The following is a 22,114-nucleotide window of genomic DNA, read 5'->3' as shown; positions in this document are numbered from 1 at the left end:
GTGCCTTACGAAAACACCACTTCATCGATGTTTCCGTTCGAATTTGATGCCAGACGTGATGGCCTCAAACGCGTCTTTCTCATCGCGGTTGATTCGCGCACCATTGTCGGCGATGTCGAAAACGGCCCTGTCTTCGTTCTGGCTGCGGCTTGTACGGTTGCGCTCTTCGGCGGCTTGCGCCAGCCGATATGTCAGCGCCTCATCGGCCAGATCAGACAATTCCTCTGCCGCTTCGGCAATCTCAGCATCCAACCCCCGGAGCGCTTTGATCTTTGCGAGTTCCTCGGCCAGCGTCATCTCGGCCTTTTCAACGTCGCCCGGTTTGTACACACAGGGGATCACTGCGACATGGCGAAGGGCCAGCAGGTTTTCAAGGGGTTCCGGCCCCAAAGTTTGCATGATGTGGTCTTGCAGGTTATCGGGATTGTCAATCGCATGACGCAGGATTGCCCCCCGCAAGGCCGCATGATCAGGGTCGTGGCAATCCATTTCTTCCAGCTGAGTTTCGAATTGCACGACAACTTGTGGATTCAGGATGGCAATCGCGAGAATTGCCGCTTCGCGCAGTTGAATATCCGCATTCTCAGCCGAGGCCAGAAATGACGCCCGTGCGCCTGGCGTGGCAGGCTGTGCCTGCGGCTGCCATTTTCCGCGCGGTTGCCACGGACGATTTTGCGATTGTCGCTGTGGGCGAAACAATTGCCAGCGCAGGTCCTTAATTTCCTGCCCGTAATGCGATCGGATCGAGGGGTCGCGGATCAGCTTGATCTTCTCTCGCAGGGATTTATCCAGCGCCGCTTTGCGTTCGGGGCTGTCAAAGACCTTGCCTTCCGTCTCGCGTTGCCAGAGCAGTTTGACCATCGGGATTGCAGCATCCAGCACACCCTGCACCGCTCCCGAACCTTCGGCGCGCAGCAAATCGTCGGGGTCCTTGCCTTCGGGCATCAGTGCAAAGCGCAAGGATTTGCCCGCTTCCAGCAACGGCAGCGCCAAGTCGACCGCCCGCATCGCCGCGCGCAGCCCTGCCGTATCGCCATCCAAAGCGATGATCGGCTCGTCAGAGATGCGCCAAAGTAGTTGCAACTGATGCTCGGTGATCGCCGTCCCCAATGGCGCAACCGACGCGCCAAACCCGGCCTCTGCCAAAGCGATCACGTCCATATAGCCCTCGGCCACGACCAAAGGCTGCCCCTTGCCTGCCGCCTGTCGTGCGGGGCCATGGTTGTAGAGGCTGCGGCCTTTGTCGAACAGATCGGTCTCGGGCGAGTTCAGGTATTTGGCGTGGTCATTGGGATCCATCGCCCGGCCACCAAACGCAATGCACCGCCCGCGCGGGTCGCGGATCGGGTACATGATGCGGTTGCGGAATGTGTCATAGGGCTTTTTGCCCTTATTCGAAGGTTTCGCCAGCCCGGCCCCAAGGATCAGGTCCTCGGAGACACTCTTACCGGTCAGATGATCCCACAACGCCTGCCAGCCGTCCGGCGCGAACCCGATCTCCCACCGATCCACCGCCTGCGCATCCAGTCCTCGGCGCCCCAGATAGTCGCGCGCCCCCGCCCCTGCGCCGGTCTTGAGTTGCAGGCGGAAAAACTGCACCGCCTGCTCCATCACCTCGGCCAGTTGCGAGCGGCGGTCCTGTTTCTCCTGCGCCCTGGGATCGCGTGCGGGCATCGGCATCCCGGCCTCGCGCGCCAGAATTTCCACGGCTTCTATGAAAGAGACATTCTCGGTCTCTTTCACAAAACTGATCGCGTCCCCTTTGGCGTGGCAGCCAAAGCAATAATAGAATCCCTTTTGGTCATCGACGTGGAACGAGGCGGTCTTTTCGTGATGAAAGGGGCAAGGCGCCCACATATCCCCCTTGCCCTGATTGGATTTGCGCTGGTCCCACATGACCTTACGCCCAACAACCTGAGACAGGCTGAGGCGCGTGCGCAGTTCATCCAGAAATCCGGGGGGCAAAGACATGGGTCAAACCTGCCAGAAATGAAAACGCGCGCCAAGGGGATGGCGCGCGGTTGTCCACAGAGAAATGATCTGACTGTGGATTATTGTTGTAAACACAACTCCAGCCACGCAGCTCCGAGATCCTTCTTACGCACGTCGCGCATCTTCTGCTCATATACCCAAGGCGTGATCAGTGGAACAGCGGCATTGTAGTTCTCGGGCCAGGTAGGACCACTGTCGGCCACCGCCTGCGCCACATCGCGTTCCTTGACTCGGTCAAGTCGCGCTTTCTGTATCGCTGCAACAACGTCGGCCTGATACTTGCAGCTCTGTTCCTTGGTTTCCTGTGCAACCACTGGCGTGGCCAGCACGGCCGCAACGATGGCGATACGCAACATGGGGATCTCCCGGGATTCGTTTCTTTCAGCGCAGCTTACCCGCGCGCGGCGATGCCTTCCATCGCCCTTTTCAAATCGTGAACCAAGGTCTCAGCCATGGATCGGAAGACCATGATCTGAAACGTGTTCTCCCCAACGCGCGTGATCGAAGCAGTCATGTGGAACAGCAGGGTCCGGGCGGAGTGGCCGCGCTTGAAGTTCGCCTTACGCAGATCAATAGGCACTACGCGCGCCAGTACGTCTTCGACATCAGCACCCTCTAACCGGACCACAGCCCAGGCATCTGATTGGTCCACAATGGCAGCATTCTCGGTCAGGGTCGCATCAGGAGACGGCCCGATCAGCATCGCATGCGCCGGGCCGAACCAGATCGCCCGCGCGCCAGCCTTACCCGTTGCGCGGTTGGCCGATGGATAGGCCATCCCGTGCGCTGCTTTCAAATCCTCCGACAGCGCCTTTTGCTTACCCTTGAAAGGTGAGATCGAATGGATCGCCCCTACATCCTCTTCGCTGAGCGTTACTGAGCCGATAGTCAAAGGCAGCAACCCGTCGCAGGGTGTTTTGGCGGTCAGATTATCCACGGACGCGCCCTCCTTCGGGGTCAAAGAAAACCGGGTTCACCACTTCACACAGGGTTGTCACGCCGCGCAGATGATCGACCATTTTCACGATTTCTCCATACCTCTCAGGCCCGTCCGCCAAGAAGCCCAAGCCCAACATCGTTTCCAGCGTCGGGGAATAACACACGGAGGTCAGATAGCCCTGATCATTGGTGCGCACCGGCTCGGCCTCTTCAAGGTAAAGATGCGCGCCCGCCAGCAATTCCTTGCTTTCGCCAATGGGTTTAAGCCCGACCAAACGCTCGCGCCCCGGCTCTTCAAGGCCCGGACGTTGCGACATAGTTTTGCCGATGCAATCCTTCTTCTGCGACACCATCCGACCCATGCCGATATCATAGGCAGTTGTCCGTCCGTGTATCTCGGAGTGCGTAATAAAGCCCTTTTCGATCCGAAGAACGTTCAGTGCCTCCATCCCATAAAGACCACCGCCCAGTGTCTCAGCCCGCTCGGTCAAAATATCGAACAGGCTCGCGCCATAGCGCGCGGGCACGGCGATTTCATATGCATGCTCGCCCGAGAACGAGATCCGGAACAAACGCCCCTGCACACCCAGCACCGAGATCGATCCGCAAGCCATGAAGGGCCAGCTTTCTTCATCAAGAGGTGCGCCCAGCAGATCGTTCAACAATTCACGCGATTTTGGTCCGGCCACGGCAAACTGTGCCCACTGTTCAGTGACCGAGATGAACGAGACATCCAGATCAGGGCGCAGTCCCTGATGAACGAACTCCAGATGCTTCATTACGTCGCCAGCACCTGCCGTGGTGGTAGTCATCAGGTAATGCGTCTCTCCCAGCCGCGCGGTGGTGCCATCATCCATGACGAATCCATCCTCACGCAACATCAGGCCATATCGCGTTCGGCCAACTTTGAGGGTCGAGAACATGTTCGTATAAACGAAGTCCAGAAACGCCCCCGCATCCGGCCCCTGTATGTCAATCTTGCCAAGCGTCGAGACATCGCACACCCCGACGGCCTGACGCACCATGTTGACCTCACGGTCACAGGATTGCCGCCACGTGGTTTCTTCATCTTTTGGGAAATAGCTGGGGCGATACCACAACCCGGCCTCAACCAACGGAGCTTTCCGCGCTACGGTCGCTTTGTGCGAAGTGATAAAGCGTTGCGGCTTGAAACCCTTGCCTTCAGCCCCAGCACCCAGCGCGGCAATGGCGATAGGAGAATACGGAGGGCGGAACGTCGTGGTTCCGGTTTCGGGTATCGCGCGCCCGGTGACGTCCGCTAGAATGGCCAACGCCGCCACGTTCGAATTCTTGCCCTGATCCGTCGCCATACCTTGCGTCGTATAGCGCTTCATGTGCTCGACTGACCGGAAGTTCTCAGTCGCGGCCTGTTTGACGTCTTTCACTGTAACATCGTTCTGGAAATCCAGCCACGCGCGCCCTTTGCCGGGAACGGCCCAAAGCTGCGTGATCTCGTATGGCGTATCCTCGGCCTGCGGTGGCACAGTCTTCGAGGCCTTGTAGCCAAGATCGCCGAGCACGCCTTTGGCTGCCTCAATCCCTTCACGAAGGCAGGCTGTAGTTGAGAAAGATCCATTGCACGCACCCGCTGTCACCATGCCCGGCACGGCCCCCGGCGTTGGCACAAAGGCCTCGATCTCACGCTTCCAGATCGGGCGGCTATTCATGTGACAAGTTAGATGAACCGAAGGATTCCAGCCCCCTGTCATGGCAAGGCAATCCGTGTGTATCCGTTCTTCTCCACTGGCGCGGCGCACTGTAATCGCCTCCAGCCCCTTACGGCCCGAACTGTTACAAACTTGCGCCCCGCGTAGAACCTCGTAGTCGTCAGACAAGGGCGCGTCATGGCGGCTATCGATCACAGCCGCCACATGGACACCAGCATCCAACAAATCACGAGCAGTGCGATGGATATCGTCAGTATTTCCGAAGATCGTCACATTGCGGCCCGGGCTGACACCCCATCGGTTTAGATACGCCCGCACCGCGCCAGCGGTCATGATCCCCGGGCGATCATTGTTGCGGAATGCGACCGGGCGCTCCAACGCGCCTGCCGCCAGAACTGACCGCTTGGCCACGATCCGCCAATAGGTTTCCAACGGCGCCCCGTTGGGGCGGTGATCCGTATGGTGAAAAACGCGTTCCAACGCCGCAAAGGTACCTTGGTCATAGGCGCCTGCGATAGTGGTCCGGGTCATGATGCGGACATTGTCCATCGCGGCTAACTCGGCCAGCACCTCGTCAACCCAATCGGGACCCGGTTTTCCGTCGATCTCATAGGTCTCGGCCAGCAGACGCCCACCCACGCGACTGTTTTCGTCGGCCAGAATGACGTCCGCGCCGGCACGACCCGCGACCAGAGCGGCCATCAGCCCCGCAGGCCCTGCCCCGATAATCAGCAGATCGCAAAAGGCATAAGCGCTTTCGTACTTGTCGGCATTGTCTTCGCCCGACAGTGCTCCCAATCCGGCGGCACGTCGAATGATCGGCTCGTATAGCTTTTCCCAGAAGCTTTTCGGCCACATGAAGGTTTTGTAGTAAAAACCCGCGCCCAAGAACGGGGAAGCCAGATCGTTGATCCCCATCAAATCGACACTCAGGCTGGGCCAGCGATTCTGGCTGCGCGCTTCAAGTCCCGGATAGATCTCTTGCATCGTGGCGCGAATATTTGGTTCTTGACCTGCGCCTGCCCCCAAGGTCATCAGCGCATTCGGCTCTTCGCTGCCTGCGCTCAGCACACCCCTAGGCCGGTGGTACTTGAACGAACGCCCCATCAGTCGTACGCCATTCGCCAAAAGCGCTGAGGTCAGTGTGTCGCCCGCATAGCCGCTATAGCTGGCACCATCGAAAACAAACGGAATCGACTGCGTACGATCGATAAGACCCTTTCCATCGATCCTCATGCCCGCTCCTCCGATGCCGGCTGCGCGTCGATCATCTCATGCGTGACCGTGTTTCGTGTGACCACGATCCATGCACCGCACCCGCCTTCGTGATACCAAAGCTCTCGTGTCGGCCCCGCCGGGTTTTCCCGTTGGTAGACAAAATCATCCCAAGCCGCCTCACCGGCATCCGGGGCCGGTCGGTCCAGATCCACTGCCGCCCCGCGATAGTAGAATTCGCGCCGATCCCGCTCGCCGCAATATGGACAGGTGATCCTCATAGCCGCGCGCCCTTCTTGATCTTTTCAACAATACCCAAATCCAACATCGCGCCCCTCAATGCAGATTGTGCTGAGAGCCCTTGCCCTCTTCATCGATAATCCCGCGCCCGGTGCGGAAACGATCCAGTCGGAAGCCGGTGGCATTCTCGTGATACCCATCCGTCGCAATCAGATGCGCAAACACATTCCCCGAACCTGGAACCGCCTTGAAACCGCCATAGTTCCAGCCGGCATTCAGATAGAGCCCGTCGATATCCGTCCGGTCGATGATCGGAGAGCCATCGGGCGACATATCCATGATCCCGCCCCAGGATCGCAGCACCCGCGCCTTGCCGATCATCGGCATCAGCGCCATCCCGGCCTCCATCACGCTTTCGACGGTGGGCAAGTTACCTCGCGCCGCATAGGAGGCGTAAAAATCCAGATCACCGCCAAAGACCAGACCGCCCTTATCTGACTGGCTGATATAGAAATGCCCCATGCCAAACGTCACCACATGATCGATGCAGGGCTTCAGACCTTCGGTCACGAAGGCCTGCAAGACATGGCTTTCAATCGGCAGCCTCATTCCAGCCATCGCCGCCACCTGACCTGAACGCCCGGCAGCAACCATCGCCACCTTCTTGGCCTGGATCGGCCCGCGCGAGGTCTGAACACCGCGCACCACGCCATTCTCGATATCAATACCGGTCACTTCGCAGTTCTGGATCAGATCCACGCCGCGCTGGTCCGCTCCGCGCGCATAGCCCCAGGCCACGGCATCGTGTCGCGCTGTACCTCCGCGCGGGTGGTAGAGACCGCCATACAGAGGGAACCTAAGGTCATCGAAATTCAGATAGGGCACCATCCGCCTCAATTCATCGCGATTGAGCAGGATAGCATCGTCACCCTGACTGATCATCATGTTGCCCCGGCGCGCAGCGGCATCACGCTGCCCGTCCGAATGGAACAGGTTGATGATCCCGCGTTGCGAATGCATGACATTGTAGTTCAGATCCTGCTCAAGACCTTCCCACAGCTTCAATGAGTGCGAGTAGAACTCGGAATTGCCCTGCAAAAAGTAATTCGCGCGCACAATGGTGGTGTTGCGCCCGACATTGCCCCCACCGATATAGCCCTTTTCCAGAACAGCGATATTGGTCAGACCATGTTCCTTGGCCAGATAATAGGCCGTGCTCAACCCATGACCTCCGCCGCCGATAATGACGATGTCATATTCGGATTTCGGTTCAGGCTCGCGCCAGTGCGGCGTCCAGCCTTTGTTGCCGGTCAGGCCCTCTTTCAGGACACGTAAGCCGGAGAAACGCATTCAGAACTCCCTACAGGTGTGTCGGCATCAAACCAACTTCACCCAGCAGTAACAACGCCGGAATCCGGTTCCACTCCTGTTTTCGACGAAAACTTGTCGCTGGGCGACCAATCCACACACTCTGACGACTTCGACCTAAATGAAAAATGGCCAACCCGATGGTTGGCCACTCAAGAATCTTCTGTTGTCTGTGCGCTCAGAGGCCCTTGGCGCGATAGCTTTTTGAGACGCGGTCGATCGCAACGATATAGGCCGCCGTGCGCAGATCGTCGACATCCGCGCGATCATGCCAGACTTCGCTCATCGATTGATAGGCAATGCGCATCGTGTCATCGAGACCAGAACGCACCAGCTCCAACTCGCCCGCACCCTTTAGGTACTTGGCCTTGAAATCCGGAGACATCGACCAAGCGTCACCCAGATACCGATCCAACCGTTCCAGTTCGCTGACGATCAACTCATGCCGAGCTTCTTCCTGACGCCGCTGCATCCGGCCAAAACGGATGTGGCTGAGGTTTTTGACCCATTCAAAATAGGACACGGTCACACCACCGGCGTTTGCATACATGTCAGGAATGATCACCGTGCCTTTCTTGCGCATGATCTCATCCGCACCCGCCGTGACAGGCCCGTTGGCGGCCTCGATGATCAGTGGTGCCTTGATACGTTCGGCGTTGGATAGGTTTATTACCCCCTCCAGCGCCGCCGGAATCAGGATGTCACACTCGGCTTCAAGCACCGCGCCGCCCTCGGCGGAATGCGTGGCGTCGGGATAGTCCTTCACGCCGCCATGCTTGACGATCCACTGCCGCACGGCTTCTACGTCGATGCCATCGGGATTATACAGTGCGCCATCCCATTCGATGATGCCGACCACACGCGACCCGTCTTCTTCGCTGAGGAACTTGGCTGCGTGATAGCCCACGTTACCCAATCCCTGCACGACGACGCGCTTTCCGTCCAGCGTGCCTGACAAGTTCGCCTTCTTGACGTCTTCCGGGTTTCGGAAGAATTCGCGCAACGCGTATTGGATGCCGCGCCCGGTTGCTTCGACCCTGCCCGCGATGCCCCCCGCGTTCAGCGGTTTACCTGTCACACAGGCTCGCGCGTTGATATCTGTCGTATTCATCCGCGCATATTGGTCAGCCATCCACGCCATTTCGCGCTCGCCTGTTCCCATATCGGGCGCAGGCACGTTCTGTGAGGGGTTGATCAGATCGCGCTTTGCCAGCTCATAGGCAAAACGACGCGTGATCTGTTCCATCTCATGTTCTTCATACTGGCGAGGATCAATGCAAAGGCCCCCTTTCGAGCCACCAAAGGGCGCTTCGACCAGTGCACACTTGTAAGTCATGAGCGCAGCGAGCGCTTCGACCTCATCCTGGTTCACCGCCAAGGCATAGCGAATGCCACCCTTTACCGGCTCCATATGTTCCGAATGAACCGAACGATATCCGGTAAAGGTGTGGATCTGCCCCCGCAGACGCACCCCGAACCGAACGGTGTAGGTGGCATTACAAACCCGTATCTTCTCTTCTAGCCCGGGCGGCAAATCCATCAGAGACGCCGCTCTGTTGAACATCAAATCAACACTCTCACGAAAGCTGGGTTCTTTAATGCCGGTCATAAAATCCTCCGTGCCGGTAGACGAGATACGTCATGACTTTTTGTCGCACTGCTTGCCAAATACCGCAATCAGTAACTGCACGTATTTTCATCAGTTTGTGAACTTTACTTTTCAGCTCCATTGGTGAGTCGGGCGTTAACGAAAGCCGCGCGATTGTCCAAAGGCGCGAAACAAAACCACCAATAACACCGGGAATAAAGCTGAATCTCGTTAAAAACGAGCAGCATAGTGTCCACTGCGCCCAAATCTCGCCACGATCCGTGAGTAAATTATTAAAGTTGCGAAGTGCTGGCATCAGTGTGTCTGATCGACCGAGGAACCAATTATGCGCAAGTTTGATTTGAAGGCCCAATTCAACCGTCTCTGCCGCGAAAACAGTTGTTCGCGGCACTTGCGGCACTTTGTTTCTTCGACAGAAGGCACGATGACGATCCTTGCCCTTTTCCTGATCGTGATAGTCTTCACCGTGGCCGGGTTCGCGGTCGACGTCATGCGGTATGATCGCGAAAGGGTAAGGCTACAATACGCACTTGACCGCGCGGTCCTTGCCGCAGCTGACCTGGACCAAGAGCTTTGCCCACGGGTCGTGGTGAATGATTACATTCGCAAAGAAGGTTTCGATACGAACATCATCAAAAATATCAAGGTCGAGCCCGAGACATGCACGACAAACGACGACGGAACCGTGACTCAGGTTGCAGAACTTGAAGGAAAACGGAAAGTCGAAGCCAGCGCCGACATGAGCATTGAGACACACTTCATGAAATGGAGTGGCGTCGATTACATTGATACAACCGCCACCAGCATCGCCGAAGAATCGATTGGTAACGTCGAAATTTCATTGGTTCTGGACGTCTCGGGTTCGATGCGCGGGACAAAGCTGACCAACCTCAAAAGTGCCGCTGAGGACTTTATCGATGAGATGATCCTGAAATCTGAGGATGGTAGATTGTCGATCTCAATCGTGCCCTACTCGGAACAGGTGTCGGTGCCTGACTATCTTATGAATGCTTTGAACACGATCGGGGCTAACGAAAGGGCCAATTGCATCGATTTCCAGGCTTCGGACTACACAACGACCGATTTCAACTATTACGACATCGTGGACGACGAAGGAAACATCATCACAAAAGGGGATTATGTCCCGCAAACTCTTCATTTCAAGGATAATGGCTCCAGCGACAAAAGGTTCAACGACACGTTGGTAACCAGCAATACGTGCCGTCTTGAAACCACCACAGATCGGCGAGAGATGACGGTAATCCAGAATGATCCTGACATTCTGAAAGGTCAGATCCAGAATCTTGTGGCAAGCGGCTGGACTTCGATCGATGTGGGCCTCAAGTGGGGTCTAACTTTGCTTGACGATAGTATCCAACCGCTGATCGCTCAGATTGCGGACAGTTCAGAAATTCCGGACTCGTTCGCAATTCGGCCAGCCCCTAACAAGACCACGGACACCCTCAAGGTTCTGGTGCTGATGACGGATGGTGAAAACACTTATCAGCACAAAGTGAATCCGCCTTATAATGACGGCCCCTCGGACATCTATTGGAATGAAGATGCCGAAACGTATTCTATCTACGATGAAGAGTATGACCGCTGGGCTTGGCCTAATGTCGCCACAACTGTACGGGACAGTTCGTATAGGCGCTGGACCCGCGACAAATACCAAGATCATGCCCATGGCAATGGGACTTATATGCGCTACCGCTGTACGGATTACTACAACGGCACCTGCTATTCGATGGATCGATCGCAAACACGCGAGGACTCCGAAGGGCTTTCAACAGATTCCGATCCGGTAGAACTGGAATGGCCCGATGTCTGGGCGCATACTGAAAAATACGCAATTCGGAATATGTTGCGTCACGCTTATGGCTGGGATCGCGGCGAAGAATTTGCAGCTGACTCCACGACCGAAATTGGTCCTTCGACCAAAAATCCAAATGTTGTAGATCTCTGCGAAGAAGCTGAAGAAGATAATGTCATCATCTTCTCGATCGCTTTTGAGGCACCCTACGGTGTTAAGCAGATGCTGAAAGACTGCGCGATCAAACCTGCCCGTTACTATGAAGCGACCGGCAATCAGATTGAACGCGTCTTCGATTCAATCAGCACCTCCATTCAAAACCTGAGGCTGACCCAATGACAAAGACACTGCGGAATCGGCTTCGGAGATTTCGAAAGAATGAGGATGGAAACTCGTCAATCGAGTTTATCTTCTGGTTTCCATTCTTCCTGTATGTCGCTTATTCAGGCATGGATCTGGGATTGCAGTCCTTCCACCATGCCGATCTTGAACGATCTCTGGATATGACAATTCGGGAGGTTCGGCTTAATCGCCTTCCTGACGGGGAAGATGAATGGGATCACGCGCTGCTGAAGAAAATGATCTGTGACGAAGCGCTGATAACCAATTGCTCGGAAAACCTCGCGCTCGAGATGAAGTCCATTGATCCGCGGGTCGGCAATCAGTTGGATCCAACCCCCTATTGCGTCGACACTCCGGAGACAATTCGTAAGCCGGACGAAGTTGTTTTTGAACAAGGGACTTCAAATGAGCTTATGATTATCCGCGCCTGTCTTGAGGTTTCACCTGTTTTTGGGCTTTCGATGCTGAGCGGCATTGCGAAGCAGGACAACGACGGCCAATGGGAATTGCAGGCGACGACCGTATTTGTTCATGAACCATTTGGTGGTTCATCAGCTGATCCTGACGATTCATCTGACACAACAGTGGATGTGGCCGATGCCTCGAATTAACAAAGAAAATCGCAACCTTCCCAAGGCACTGCTGAACCGCTTTCTCAAACGAGAAGACGGCGCCTTATCGGTCGAGGCAATGCTGATATTGCCGCTGCTGTTCTGGTCAATGTTTGCGTCTTACACCTATTATGACAGCTATCGCCAAAGCGCGATCAACATCAAAGGAGCGTACGCAGTTGCGGATGTGCTCTCACGCGAAGCTGAAGATGTTAACGCCGCGTATATCAACACTATGTACGACCTTCTGGAAAACATGGTTGATACCAGAGCACCGGTCTCGATGCGTGTGACCTATCTGACCTATGATGGTGATAACGATCTCCACGATGTTCTATGGTCCTGCGTGCGGGGCACTGGATATCAGAAATGGACCGACGCAGAGATCGTGAAAATCAAACAACGGCTTCCGGTAATGCCTGATAACGGCTCAATGATACTGGTCGAAACCAACAATACATACAAAGCGCCATTCCAGATGGCATTCAAATTTGCTGACTTTGAAATGGATAATCTGGTCTTCACACACCCTCGTGTTTTCGACCAGATCGTCAATACCGACCCTGCTTGCTTGGGTGTCTAACTCTTTTCAGCAAGCATCGCCGACAGCATTTCCGACATGTATTTGGTCTCGGTGGCGGCTGTCATGCCGCCTATGCCAATCCTTCGTCCGACACGCCACCAAAGACCGGGCGCCCACTGGTTTGAGCTTCGTGCATGAGTGGTTACCAAGAAGCCATTTGATGGCTTAAATGCGAACACGCCCCGGTCTACGCCTTCGACATCCTCGATATTGCAGATCACCTGCCCTGAGCCTGTGCGCAATTGGGATTGGGTCAGTTCGATCCTGTCTTCGGTCGCGTACCACATGCGACGGGCTAACCAGAACGCGGCTGCCCCGGAAACCAGTAAGAAGACCTGCCAGCCTAACTCAGGCGGCGATGCCAACGCGACGTAAATGACCAACGCCCCGACCGTGACCAGCATCCCTACCCCAGTCCAGCGCCGCGGTGCCGAGGCCGCGACCGTAGCCAGCACTTCTTCTTGCATATTGTTCTCCTGATTGTCCGCCCGCTTTAACCGCTTTGATACGCAAAGGACAGCACCGCGTCACCTGTCTGAGCATCTTCGCACAGCTTCAGTGTTCCTGCGCAAATTGACTGCCTCAGGCCGACGCATAAGTTCCGGTCAAAGGATCAGGAGGCGTTTATGTCACTCAGACCAACTTTGGAATTCCGCAAGGCGGTCCCGACAATGGAAGGCGCGGGCGTCAAATTGCACCGGGCGTTTGGGTTTCAGGACCCGTCGGAACTGGACCCGTTTCTGCTGTTCGATGATTTCCGGAATGACAACCCATTGGACTATATGGCCGGTTTTCCGTGGCATCCGCATCGGGGCATCGAAACGATCACTTATGTCCTGTCCGGTACAGTCGAACACAGCGACTCGCTGGGCAATAGCGGCACGCTGGGTGCCGGAGATGTCCAGTGGATGACCGCCGGGTCAGGTATCCTGCATCAGGAAATGCCCAAGGGGTCGGCCAGCGGTCAGATGCATGGGTTCCAGCTGTGGGGCAATCTGCCATCAGATCAGAAAATGGCCGCCCCGCGCTATCAGGACGTTCAAAGCACTGATATTCCAGAAATCATCGATGATGATGGGACAAAGGTCCGTGTGATTGTCGGCACATTCTGGGGACGCACGGGCCCAGTGGACGGTATCGCTGCCGATCCGCAATACCTGGATATCAGCATACCGGCAGGGGTGAAAAAAACCATTCCGATCGACACATACCGCCGGGCCTTCGCCTATATCTTTGAAGGCAGTGCTGCCTTTGCTGATGCGTCTCAGCCAACCGGTGTTCTTTTGGAAAAAGAAGTTGCCGGGCAAGAGGTCAACATCCGCGACATGTCAGGAGACAGGACGTTGGTTCGGTTCGGGACCGGAGACGAAATCACGGTTCAGGCCGGGCCCGAGGGTGTACGGTTTCTTTTGATTTCGGGCGCTCCGATCGATGAACCCGTGGCGTGGCATGGCCCGATCGTGATGAATACGCAGGCAGAATTACAGCAAGCGTTTCGGGAGTTGCGGAACGGAACGTTCATCCGCCCGGCCCACTAAGGGCTGGTCAGGCGGTAACCGCTTTGCGGACCATGTCCCAATACACCTGCTCGACCTCATCCAGCGACAGGCGGCCACCGCTGCGATACCAAGTGATCACACCATTCAGCATGGCAATCACCGCTAATGTGGCGATCTTGGTATCGGTGACCGAAAATTGACCCGATTGCTGCCCGTTACGCAGAATATGCTCTAACGAGTCCTCGTAACGGCGGCGCAGGGCCTCGATTTCGGCAAAATTTTCGGGGTTCAGATTGCGCAGCTCCATGTAAGCGATGAACACCTCGTCGGGACGCTGCAGGTGAAAACGGATGTGGAACCCGACAAACTGACGCAACGCATCTTGTGGATTATCAAACCGGTCGAGATCGTCATAGGCGGCCATCAGATCCTGCATGTGATCGCGCATCAGCCGAAACAGCAGGCTCTGCTTGTCGGGCGTGTAATTATAGAGTGCCCCAGCCTGCACCCCCACCTCGCCTGCGATCTGCCGCATTGAAACCGCAGCATAGCCATGGCGGGCAAACAGCCCCAGTGCGGCCTCGCGAATGCGGGGGCCGGTGATATCGGAATGAGAACCTTGTGTACGCGCCATGCTTCGATCGTATCTGAACAGACGTTCAGATAGAACCCCGCTTGAACCATTCCGACAAAACGTGCATCACGGGATACACGCTGCGACCCGAAGGACTGCGATGAAGCTTTTGCTGCCCATTCTCTTTGTGCTGGCCACCGCCGGCTGCGCAAATATCCCTGAGTTGGAAGGCAGCGAAACCGCCGCATTGCGCAAGGCACCCTACCCCAAGCTTATTGCTTTAGATCCCGCCCTCGGCCCTCCGACCGATCCAATCAGCGAAGCGGAAGAGGTAGAAGAAGACCTGACAGCACGCAGCGAAGCGTTGGCGGAAAAGGCCGAAGCGCTGCAGAATGCCGAGATTAACTAGGATTTCGGTCACGTCACTAGCTCCAAAAGATTAGACGGATTGCACCCCTGCCTCGAACCCGCTAAGGCAGCCCGCAAAGGACACTTCGCCATCGCGGGCGGTATAGCGAGCAGAAAGGACCCAAGGGAATGACACAGGCGCTGAGGCTTGGAATTGCCGGATTGGGAACCGTTGGCGTGGGTGTGGTCAAAATTGTGCGTCGTCATGCCGATTTGTTGCACGCCCGCACCGGGCGTCGCATCGAGATCACCGCAGTTTCAGCCCGTGATGCCAGCAAGGACCGTGGCGTAAACTTCTCGGATTATGCATGGGAAACCGATCCCGTTGCATTGGCGAAACGCGAAGACATCGATGTTTTTGTCGAACTGATGGGCGGGGAGAACGGCCCCGCGAAAGCTTCGGTCGAGGCGGCGCTGACCAGTGGCAAGGATGTCGTCACCGCAAACAAGGCGCTGCTGGCGATTCACGGGCAGGAATTGGCGGAATTGGCTGAGGCCGCAGGGCGTGTAATTCGCTTCGAAGCGGCTGTCGCGGGTGGTATCCCGGTAATCAAATCTCTGACCGAAGGACTGGCGGGTAACGAGATCACGCGTGTCATGGGCGTCATGAACGGTACCTGCAACTATATTCTGACCCGGATGCAATCGCAGGAGTTGGGCTATAACGCCCTGTTCGAGGAATGCGCGCAGCTTGGCTATCTTGAAGCTGATCCTAATCTGGATGTTGGCGGCATCGACGCGGCGCACAAACTGGCGCTGCTGTCTTCGATTGCCTTTGGCACCAAGCCGAATTTCGACGGGATCGAGATCGAGGGCATTCAGCATATTAGCCTCGATGACATCCATCAGGCCCACGACATGGGGTATCGCATCAAGCTGTTGGGTGTAGCACAGCGAACGGCGCGCGGACTGGAACAGCGGATGCAACCCTGTCTAGTGCCGAGCAATTCTCCGCTAGGTCAGTTGGAAGGCGGAACAAACATGGTTGTGCTGGATGGGGACGCAGTTGAACAAATCGTTCTGCGCGGCCCCGGTGCCGGTGAAGGTCCCACTGCCAGCGCGGTGATGGGCGACGTTTGCGATCTGGCGCGAGGCTTGCATATACCGACATTTGGCCGCCCTGCGACGACCCTGCAAGACGCAGCCTCCGCCGTTACTGGCTTACCTGCACCCTACTATCTGCGGCTCGGTCTTCTGGACAAGCCCGGCGCTCTGGCAAAGGTCGCGGCGATTCTGGGCGATGCTGGCGTCTCGATCGACCGGATGCGGCAGTATGGGCACACAGAAAGCACAGCGCCTGTGCTGATCGTGACCCACAAAACCACGCGGGCGACGCTGGACCATGCACTGGATGGCCTGCGCGCCACCGATGTGGTGGCCGGAGAACCCGTCGCCCTGCGTATCGAACAAGTCTGACCCCTTGCGGCCTATGCTGCGCGCAGGCTATGCCGGATAAAACGCCTTAGCTGACCAAAGGATATGCGAAGATGAACGCTGCCAAGATCGATTTCAACGACCGCCTGCTGTCTCTGGGCCTTGCACGGGTGGCAGAACAGGCCGCGCTGGCGTCCGCCTCTCTGGTTGGCCGGGGTGATGAGAAAGCTGCCGATCAGGCTGCCGTCAACGCTATGCGTGAACAACTGAACCTTCTGGACATTGAGGGTGTCGTTGTCATTGGTGAGGGCGAGCGTGATGAAGCGCCGATGCTCTATATCGGCGAAGAGGTTGGCACTGGTAACGGCCCGGGCGTAGACATTGCGCTGGACCCGCTTGAAGGCACAACCCTGACCGCCAAGGATATGCCTAACGCGCTGACTGTCATTGCCATGGGCCCGCGCGGCTCAATGCTACACGCTCCGGACGTATACATGGACAAACTGGCCATTGGTCCGGGCTTTCCCGAAGGTGTCGTAAGCTTGGACATGAGCCCGCGCGAGCGAGTTGAAGCGCTGGCCAAGGCCAAAGGCTGTGAGCCCGCGGATATTACCGTATGCATATTGGAGCGTCCTCGCCACGAAGCGATGATCGCAGAGGTGCGCGATACCGGCGCCTCGATCCGCCTGATCACCGATGGCGATGTCGCGGGTGTCATGCACTGCGCTGAAAGCGAAGTGACCGGCATCGACATGTATATGGGTCAAGGTGGTGCGCCCGAGGGTGTGCTTGCCGCAGCCGCGCTGAAATGCATGGGCGGTCAGATCTTTGGCCGCCTGTTGTTCCGTAATGACGACGAACGTGGCCGGGCGGCCAAGGCGGGCATCACCGATCTGGACCGTGTTTATGCGCGCGACGAGATGGTAACGGCGGATGTAATCTTTGCTGCTACTGGGGTCACCGGAGGTTCACTGCTGCCGCGCATCAAGCGGGAACCGGGTTGGGTTGAAACAACGACGCTGCTCATGCGATCAAAAACGGGCTCGGTGCGGCGGATGTCCTACCGCACGCCGATGTGGCCACACAACGAAGCGTAGCGGCTTGCGCCAGCGCCTTCAGCAAGAGTATTCATAAAAGACCAAGAGGCCGGATCCGCAGGGGTCCGGCCTTAGTGCATGAGGTGAGATGTGGCATTTCTGGACGTAGAGCAATCTCTGACGGGGCGACGCTGGATCGGACCGGGGATTGAGGTCGAGCGGTCAGCAGAAATGATGGCGCAGCAGACAGATCTGCCTCGCGCCGTCTGTCAGGTTTTGGCACGGCGTGGTGTTCCGGTGATGGAGGCCGCCGGTTTCCTGGAACCTAAGTTGAAGGAACTGCTGCCCGACCCGCGATCGATGAAAGATATGGAAGTCGCTGCGGCCCGGTTTCTACAATCTGTGCGCAAGCGCCAAAAGATCGCAGTTTTTGCTGACTATGATGTGGACGGGGGCAGTTCGGCTGCGTTGTTGTTGGTGTGGCTGCGCCAGATGGGGCTTACCGCGACGCTTTATGTGCCCGACCGGATTGATGAAGGCTATGGGCCAAATGTACCTGCAATGCAGGAACTGGCGGCTAGCCATGACCTGATCATCTGCGTGGATTGCGGAACGCTGAGCCACGAACCTATCGCGGCGGCGAAGGGTGCGGATGTGATCGTTTTGGATCACCATTTGGGTGCAGAAACCCTGCCGGATTGCGTCGCGGTGGTGAACCCGAACCGACAGGACGAAAGCGGCGATCTGGGCTATCTCTGCGCTGCTGCGGTGGTGTTCCTGATGCTGGTCGAGGCGGGTCGTCAGTTGCGTGAGGCCGGGGCCAAGGGGCCGGATCTGATGGCAATGCTCGATCTGGTGGCGCTGGCCACGGTGGCGGACGTTGCGCCGTTGATCGACGCTAACCGGGCGCTGGTTCGACAGGGCCTGAAAGTGATGACCCAAAGGCAAAGGCCTGGTTTGGTCGCGTTGTCAGACGTGGCGCGCATGGATACCGCGCCCAATAGCTATCATCTGGGGTTTCTGCTGGGGCCGCGCGTCAATGCAGGCGGTCGCATTGGTCAGGCTGATCTTGGCGCGCGGCTGCTGAGCACGGACTCGATCACTGAGGCCGAAGCCTTATCCGAGCGGCTGGATGCTCTGAATTCGGAACGGCGCGAGATCGAAAACGCGGTCCGCGCGGCGGCTTTGGCGCAAGCCGAGGACCGTGGGCTGGATGCGCCGCTGGTCTGGGCCGCAGGCGACGGTTGGCATCCCGGCGTGGTAGGTATCGTTGCTTCGCGGCTGAAAGAGTCGGCAAACCGGCCCGCTATCGTGATCGGGTTCGACGGGGATGAGGGCAAAGGTTCAGGCAGGTCGATCTCGGGCGTTGATCTGGGCGCGTCGATCCAGCGACTGGCTGCCGAAGGGCTGCTGGTCAAGGGTGGTGGCCACAAGATGGCGGCCGGTCTGACGGTGATGCGTGATCAGTTGGAGCCTGCAATGTCGCGCCTGTCCGAGCTTCTGGCCAAACAGGGTGCAGGCCAAGGCGGTCCCGCCGACTTGAAACTGGACGGGGCGCTGATGCCCGGGGCCGCGACAGTCGATCTGATCGAACAGGTAGAGAAAGCGGGTCCTTTCGGGGCCGGTGCCCCTGCCCCGCGCTATGCGCTGCCTGATCTGCAAGTGCGCTTTGCTAAACGCGTGGGCGAAACACATTTGAAGCTGTCACTTTCGGATGGAATGTCTGGCGGACTGGATGCCATCGCCTTTGGCGCGTTCGACGGCCCGTTGGGGGATCGCCTGTCTAATCACGGCGGTGCGCGGTTCCATTTCGCGGGTCGGCTTGAGGTGAATACCTGGGGCGGACGACAGAGCGTGCAGCTGCGGCTGGAAGACGCGGCAGAAGCTGTCTGACAACCGTTTCAACGCCGCTCAGGAACGGCCAAAAAAGTTTCACAGCCTTGCGTTTTTCGTCTTGCGGGGGGGGAAGGTAAACCGTAAAAGGCCCTCCACAAGCCAGCGTGGCCCGTTCGTCTATCGGTTAGGACGCCAGGTTTTCAACCTGGAAAGAGGGGTTCGATTCCCCTACGGGCTACCACTTGTGCTTGTCTGGTCTAAATGGCCCGTTCGTCTATCGGTTAGGACGCCAGGTTTTCAACCTGGAAAGAGGGGTTCGATTCCCCTACGGGCTACCATTTTCTTCAATGCTACAATCGTTCCCGGCGACGTATTCTTACGGCATCGTGTTTAGCACGAAACCTGCGCGCCCCGTTTTGAAGACGCGAAATGCGGTTGAAGGCACGCCTGTCAATGGCGGCCCCGGACCGAGTTCACCAGCATTTGGTATTTGCCATTCCATCACCAAGCCTGCACAGTTTTGGCCAACAACAGATATGATTTGGATTCCCAATGGATTACCTCAAAGAACGCAAAGACTTCGCGATCGCGATCTGCAAGGAAGCTGGCACAATCGCCTCCAGATATTTCTCCGACCGGGGCGGTTTGATCGTCGATCAAAAAGGCGCACAGGATTGGGTCAGCGAGGCAGACCGGAATGTCGAAACCTTCATCCGCCAGAGGATCGCCGAGGCTTGGCCCAACGATGGCATATTTGGCGAAGAGCATGGTGAAACACAAGGCTCAAGCGGATTTGACTGGGTGATCGATCCAATTGATGGCACCACGAATTTCGTCAATGGCATTCCGGCCTGGACCATCGTTCTGGCGGGCGTCGCTGAGGAAAATACCGAGATCGGTGTAATCCATGACCCAAATATCAATGAGACCTTCGTAGCCTCGCGCGGAGGCGGGGCAACACTGAATGATGCGCCAATGAGGGTCGCTTCGGGTGTTGCGCTGCATCAAGGAACGGTGGCAGTGGGTTATTCGAACCGGGTGGATAACCGTAACATTGTTCCAATCGTCGCGAACCTGATCGAGCGTGGGGCCATGTTTCACAGAAACGCCAGTGGCGCGCTGTCACTGGCCTATGTCGCAGCGGGCCGGCTGCTTGGCTATGTCGAAGAACATATGAACGCCTGGGATTGTCTGGCTGGTCAATTGATGATCGCGGAAGCAGGCGGCGTGGTCGAAGATCAGGACGCAGGCGCAATGATCCGCAACGGCGGTCGGGTGATCGCTGGTACTCCGGATGTGTTTGATACTTTGCGTGAAATCTCGGAGAACGCGTGGCAGGCCTGACAATCTAGTCGATTGAGCGCCATCCGCTCAGCGGTTTAAGGTCCGTTAGATCGGCTTGCCAATAATGGCCTTGCCCGGGCTGATCATACCTCCGATCAATGGGGCGGCCCGACAAGGAGCACCACAGAAGGGTCCCGACGGCCCCATGGGTAACGATGGCGAGGTCACTGCCATCATGCGTTTCGATAATTGAAGTTACTGCTTGGTTTATCCGCTGCTGGGCGGCAGCGGCAGTTTCCCAGCCGCGAAAACCGGTGTTGGGGTGGGCAAAGAATGCATCTGCGGCAGCTTCGAACCGGTCACTCGGCAGAAAACCGGTGGCGCTTCGATCATTCTCACCAAGTGCGGCATCATGTTTTATCCGCAGGCGTCGGGGCGCAGCCAGGATGTCGGCCGTCTCGCGGGCCTTTTGCTCGGTGCTGGCCCATAGCTGGGTAACCTCTGCAAAAACTCCGCTGGTTGCGAAGGCCGCGGCGCGGCGGCGGCCTACCGCGCTAAGCCCCCAGTCCTGAATGGGGGTGTTCGGGTCAATGATGACCTCGGGGTGCGTGATGATTAGAAGGCAGGGCATCTATTCGGGCAAAAGCACCGGACCTTTCTCGGCGAAGGCCATCTGTACTTCTGCACCCGGCTCTAGCGGCGCATCGACATCGTCATGGACTGCAAAGACCTGGCCGAACGCACCAGTCAGAGTGTACTCCATTCGGACACCCACATAGGTGGCTTTGGAGACGGTCGCTGCAACCCCTTGCGCGGCTCCAATCACAAGTCGAGAAGGCCGGATGGCGACGGTCGCAGGCCCTTCGGTCAAGCCACGGGATGCCAAGGTATGGCGGTAGCCTTCGATCTCGATGGTGGCCATGTCGCCGTCGACCGAGATGATCTGACAGGCAAGCAGATTTGCCTCACCAATAAAATCAGCAACAAAGCGATCATTTGGGGCGTCGTAAAGCTGGCGGGGCGTGCCAATCTGGGCAATCGCGGCATTCCGCATCACGACGATTTCGTCCGATACTGCCAGAGCCTCTTCCTGATCGTGTGTTACGTAGACGACGGTCAGACCAAGGTCTTGCTGAATGGCCCGGATGTCCTCGCGTACCTGGCGGCGTAGTTTCGCGTCGAGGTTCGAGAGCGGTTCATCAAACAACAGCACCTGTGGTTCCAACACCAAAGCCCGCGCTACAGCGACGCGCTGCTGTTGGCCACCAGACAGTTCCGACGGGAGGCGGCTGTCAAAGCCTTTCAGGCCAACCAGCTCCAAACCGTCCAGCGCGCGGCGGCGGGCCTCGTCTTTAGCAAAGCCCGAGAACGTGAGGCCATACATCACGTTCTCAAGCACGCTCATATGAGGAAACAGCGCATAAGACTGGAACACCATAGATACGTCGCGGTCCGTCGCGGGCAGTTTGGTCACATCGCGATCCCCGATGGTGATCTTTCCTGAGGTGGCCATTTCGAGCCCTGCGATCATCCTCAGCGTCGTTGTCTTGCCGCAGCCTGACGGGCCCAACAGCGTGACCAGTTTTCCTGCATCGACATTCAGGTCAATATTGTCGACGGCAACGACATCCTTGCCGAACATCTTTGTCACGGACTCGAACCGAACCGGCGCGGCTTTGGACTGCAGGCTCATGTCAAACTC

General features: G+C 57.2%; 21 protein-coding genes and 2 tRNA genes. 11 read left to right on the top strand and 12 right to left on the bottom strand.

Annotated features, from left to right (window positions below):
* Positions 1-21: 21 nt before the first annotated feature.
* The 8 genes from dnaG to ACR0NM_RS02870 all read right to left on the bottom strand — a co-directional run bounded on the left by dnaG (position 22) and on the right by ACR0NM_RS02870 (position 9,346).
* Positions 22-1,971 carry a DNA primase gene (gene dnaG, locus ACR0NM_RS02905; RefSeq protein WP_480613150.1) on the bottom strand — a complete coding sequence of 650 codons (1,950 nt, stop codon included), beginning with the start codon at positions 1,969-1,971 and terminating at the stop codon, positions 22-24.
* Between the two features lie 80 nt (positions 1,972-2,051).
* Positions 2,052-2,348 (bottom strand): hypothetical protein, encoded by a 297-nt coding sequence (locus ACR0NM_RS02900; protein WP_170396287.1) that lies wholly within the window; start codon positions 2,346-2,348, stop codon positions 2,052-2,054.
* Positions 2,349-2,383: 35 nt separating this feature from the next.
* Positions 2,384-2,929 carry a sarcosine oxidase subunit gamma gene (locus ACR0NM_RS02895; RefSeq protein WP_480613148.1) on the bottom strand — a complete coding sequence of 182 codons (546 nt, stop codon included), beginning with the start codon at positions 2,927-2,929 and terminating at the stop codon, positions 2,384-2,386.
* Positions 2,922-5,855 carry a sarcosine oxidase subunit alpha family protein gene (locus ACR0NM_RS02890; protein WP_480613146.1) on the bottom strand — a complete coding sequence of 978 codons (2,934 nt, stop codon included), beginning with the start codon at positions 5,853-5,855 and terminating at the stop codon, positions 2,922-2,924. The genes ACR0NM_RS02895 and ACR0NM_RS02890 overlap by 8 nt, the downstream gene beginning before the upstream one ends.
* Positions 5,852-6,115, bottom strand: coding sequence for a sarcosine oxidase subunit delta (locus ACR0NM_RS02885; RefSeq protein ID WP_170396281.1), 264 nt, complete (start codon positions 6,113-6,115; stop codon positions 5,852-5,854). Before ACR0NM_RS02885 ends, ACR0NM_RS02890 begins: the two co-directional genes overlap by 4 nt.
* Positions 6,116-6,170: 55 nt before the next feature.
* Positions 6,171-7,424 carry a sarcosine oxidase subunit beta family protein gene (locus tag ACR0NM_RS02880; RefSeq protein WP_480613144.1) on the bottom strand — a complete coding sequence of 418 codons (1,254 nt, stop codon included), beginning with the start codon at positions 7,422-7,424 and terminating at the stop codon, positions 6,171-6,173.
* 196 nt (positions 7,425-7,620) lie between these two features.
* Positions 7,621-9,051 (bottom strand): Glu/Leu/Phe/Val family dehydrogenase, encoded by a 1,431-nt coding sequence (locus tag ACR0NM_RS02875; RefSeq protein ID WP_170396277.1) that lies wholly within the window; start codon positions 9,049-9,051, stop codon positions 7,621-7,623.
* Positions 9,038-9,346 (bottom strand): hypothetical protein, encoded by a 309-nt coding sequence (locus tag ACR0NM_RS02870; RefSeq protein ID WP_170512807.1) that lies wholly within the window; start codon positions 9,344-9,346, stop codon positions 9,038-9,040. Before ACR0NM_RS02870 ends, ACR0NM_RS02875 begins: the two co-directional genes overlap by 14 nt.
* A 129-nt stretch (positions 9,347-9,475) precedes the next feature.
* Here ACR0NM_RS02870 and ACR0NM_RS02865 point away from each other — a divergent pair, with 129 nt between their 5' ends.
* The 3 genes from ACR0NM_RS02865 to ACR0NM_RS02855 are packed head-to-tail and all read left to right on the top strand — an operon-like array spanning position 9,476 to position 12,400.
* Positions 9,476-11,203 (top strand): Tad domain-containing protein, encoded by a 1,728-nt coding sequence (locus ACR0NM_RS02865; RefSeq protein ID WP_480503377.1) that lies wholly within the window; start codon positions 9,476-9,478, stop codon positions 11,201-11,203.
* Positions 11,200-11,817, top strand: coding sequence for a hypothetical protein (locus ACR0NM_RS02860; RefSeq protein ID WP_170512803.1), 618 nt, complete (start codon positions 11,200-11,202; stop codon positions 11,815-11,817). Before ACR0NM_RS02865 ends, ACR0NM_RS02860 begins: the two co-directional genes overlap by 4 nt.
* Entirely contained in the window at positions 11,804-12,400 is a 597-nt protein-coding gene (locus tag ACR0NM_RS02855) for a hypothetical protein (RefSeq protein ID WP_170396270.1), read from the top strand. Before ACR0NM_RS02860 ends, ACR0NM_RS02855 begins: the two co-directional genes overlap by 14 nt.
* On the opposite strand, the gene ACR0NM_RS02850 is transcribed toward ACR0NM_RS02855, so the two are convergent.
* The gene (locus tag ACR0NM_RS02850) at positions 12,397-12,867 is read right to left on the bottom strand and encodes a hypothetical protein (protein WP_480613142.1); all 471 of its coding nucleotides are present in this window, start codon (positions 12,865-12,867) and stop codon (positions 12,397-12,399) included. The genes ACR0NM_RS02855 and ACR0NM_RS02850 overlap by 4 nt on opposite strands.
* 159 nt (positions 12,868-13,026) lie before the next feature.
* Between ACR0NM_RS02850 and ACR0NM_RS02845 the strand changes: the two genes are divergently transcribed.
* Positions 13,027-13,938: a pirin family protein gene (locus ACR0NM_RS02845; RefSeq protein WP_170396266.1), complete on the top strand. Its 912-nt coding sequence runs from the start codon at positions 13,027-13,029 to the stop codon at positions 13,936-13,938.
* A gap of 7 nt (positions 13,939-13,945) precedes the next feature.
* On the opposite strand, the gene ACR0NM_RS02840 is transcribed toward ACR0NM_RS02845, so the two are convergent.
* Positions 13,946-14,533 carry a TetR/AcrR family transcriptional regulator gene (locus ACR0NM_RS02840; protein WP_170422345.1) on the bottom strand — a complete coding sequence of 196 codons (588 nt, stop codon included), beginning with the start codon at positions 14,531-14,533 and terminating at the stop codon, positions 13,946-13,948.
* 100 nt (positions 14,534-14,633) lie between these two features.
* Between ACR0NM_RS02840 and ACR0NM_RS02835 the strand changes: the two genes are divergently transcribed.
* The 7 genes from ACR0NM_RS02835 (at position 14,634) to ACR0NM_RS02805 (ending at position 20,472) form a co-directional block, all read left to right on the top strand.
* Positions 14,634-14,882, top strand: a complete 249-nt coding sequence (locus tag ACR0NM_RS02835; protein WP_170396262.1) for a hypothetical protein — start codon at positions 14,634-14,636, stop codon at positions 14,880-14,882.
* A gap of 128 nt (positions 14,883-15,010) precedes the next feature.
* On the top strand, positions 15,011-16,297 hold the full coding sequence (locus tag ACR0NM_RS02830) for a homoserine dehydrogenase (protein WP_480613140.1): 1,287 nt from the start codon (positions 15,011-15,013) through the stop codon (positions 16,295-16,297).
* A 71-nt stretch (positions 16,298-16,368) separates the two neighbouring features.
* A complete protein-coding gene (glpX, locus tag ACR0NM_RS02825; RefSeq protein WP_170422349.1) occupies positions 16,369-17,352 on the top strand; it encodes a class II fructose-bisphosphatase in 984 nt (327 codons plus the stop codon).
* Positions 17,353-17,442: 90 nt separating this feature from the next.
* Positions 17,443-19,185 carry a single-stranded-DNA-specific exonuclease RecJ gene (gene recJ / locus ACR0NM_RS02820; protein ID WP_480613138.1) on the top strand — a complete coding sequence of 581 codons (1,743 nt, stop codon included), beginning with the start codon at positions 17,443-17,445 and terminating at the stop codon, positions 19,183-19,185.
* Positions 19,186-19,294: 109 nt separating this feature from the next.
* Positions 19,295-19,369: transfer RNA gene (locus ACR0NM_RS02815), tRNA-Glu, on the top strand.
* Positions 19,370-19,391: 22 nt separating this feature from the next.
* Positions 19,392-19,466: transfer RNA gene (locus ACR0NM_RS02810), tRNA-Glu, on the top strand.
* A 214-nt stretch (positions 19,467-19,680) separates the two neighbouring features.
* On the top strand, positions 19,681-20,472 hold the full coding sequence (locus ACR0NM_RS02805) for an inositol monophosphatase family protein (protein ID WP_170612481.1): 792 nt from the start codon (positions 19,681-19,683) through the stop codon (positions 20,470-20,472).
* A 4-nt stretch (positions 20,473-20,476) separates the two neighbouring features.
* On the opposite strand, the gene ACR0NM_RS02800 is transcribed toward ACR0NM_RS02805, so the two are convergent.
* Positions 20,477-21,043 (bottom strand): histidine phosphatase family protein, encoded by a 567-nt coding sequence (locus ACR0NM_RS02800; RefSeq protein WP_480613136.1) that lies wholly within the window; start codon positions 21,041-21,043, stop codon positions 20,477-20,479.
* On the bottom strand, positions 21,044-22,105 hold the full coding sequence (locus ACR0NM_RS02795; RefSeq protein WP_480613134.1) for an ABC transporter ATP-binding protein: 1,062 nt from the start codon (positions 22,103-22,105) through the stop codon (positions 21,044-21,046).
* Between the last annotated feature and the right edge of the window lie 9 nt (positions 22,106-22,114).

This window comes from Ruegeria sp. AF2 (genome assembly GCF_056542025.1).
Note: the sequence above shows the minus strand (reverse complement) of the source record. Positions and strands in the feature narration are given on the sequence as shown.